Origin of the sequence: Streptomyces pseudogriseolus, assembly GCA_002154585.1 — a bacterium.
Lineage (GTDB): Bacteria > Actinomycetota > Actinomycetes > Streptomycetales > Streptomycetaceae > Streptomyces > Streptomyces pseudogriseolus.
Genome location: MUNG01000532.1, coordinates 1 through 989 on the forward strand (window position 1 = coordinate 1; position 989 = coordinate 989).

A 989-nucleotide genomic window follows, 5' to 3' on the forward strand; every position below is an offset into this window, starting at 1 on the left:
TCGTCGAGGACGAGGAGTCCTTCTCCGACGCCCTGTCGTACATGCTCCGCAAGGAGGGCTTCGAGGTCGCGGTCGCGACCACCGGGCCCGACGGACTCGACGAGTTCGAGCGCAACGGCGCCGACCTCGTCCTTCTCGACCTGATGCTGCCCGGGCTGCCGGGCACCGAGGTGTGCCGCCAGCTGCGCGGCCGCTCCAACGTCCCCGTGATCATGGTGACCGCCAAGGACAGCGAGATCGACAAGGTGGTCGGCCTGGAGATAGGCGCCGACGACTACGTCACCNNCGCCGGCCGCCCTGGAGGCGGGCCCGGTGCGGATGGACGTCGACCGGCACGTGGTGACCGTCGGCGGCACCAAGATCGACCTGCCGCTGAAGGAGTTCGACCTGCTGGAGATGCTGCTGCGCAACGCGGGCCGGGTGCTGACCCGGATGCAGCTCATCGACCGGGTGTGGGGCGCGGACTACGTGGGGGACACCAAGACCCTCGACGTCCACGTCAAGCGCCTGCGCGCCAAGATCGAGCCGGACCCGGGCGCGCCCCGCTACCTGGTCACCGTGCGCGGTGGGGTCCCGCCCTTCGGCGTGCGTGCGGTGCGTGTACGGCCGCTCAGTGGCCGGACGCGTCCTGGCTGGCGGAGGCCGCGTCGGTGGGGGTGCCCGACGGGGCGCCGGTGTTCTCGCCGCCGGAGGTCTCCTCGCCCGACGGCTCGCCCTCGCCCTGGCCCTCACCCTCGCCCTGGTTCTCACCCGTGGCCTCGCCGGCCGGCTCGCCGGAGGCGTCCGCCGACGGCGACGAGGAGGCGCCCGCGGCGGGGGCCTCGCTCGGGCCCCAGCTCTCGAAGAAGTGCTCGGCCGGGAAGACGATGGCCTGGAGGCTCACGTCGCCGGTCTCGCTGAAGGTGAAGGTGATCTTCTGGGCGTTGCCGTCCTGGACGGCCTCGCGGCTGCTGGGCAGCGTGGCGGAGGCGTTGCCCTCGCCGCCGAGG

At 72.8% G+C, this 989-nt stretch carries 2 pseudogenes; one reads left to right on the forward strand and one right to left on the reverse strand.

The annotated features are described in order from the left end of the window. Positions 1–567 (forward strand): annotated as a pseudogene (locus CCN29_RS32250) (winged helix-turn-helix domain-containing protein); the annotation flags it as partial. A 43-nt stretch (positions 568–610) separates the two neighbouring features. On the opposite strand, the pseudogene CCN29_RS36490 reads toward CCN29_RS32250, so the two are convergent. Next, a pseudogene (locus CCN29_RS36490) lies at positions 611–989 on the reverse strand (DUF461 domain-containing protein); the annotation flags it as partial.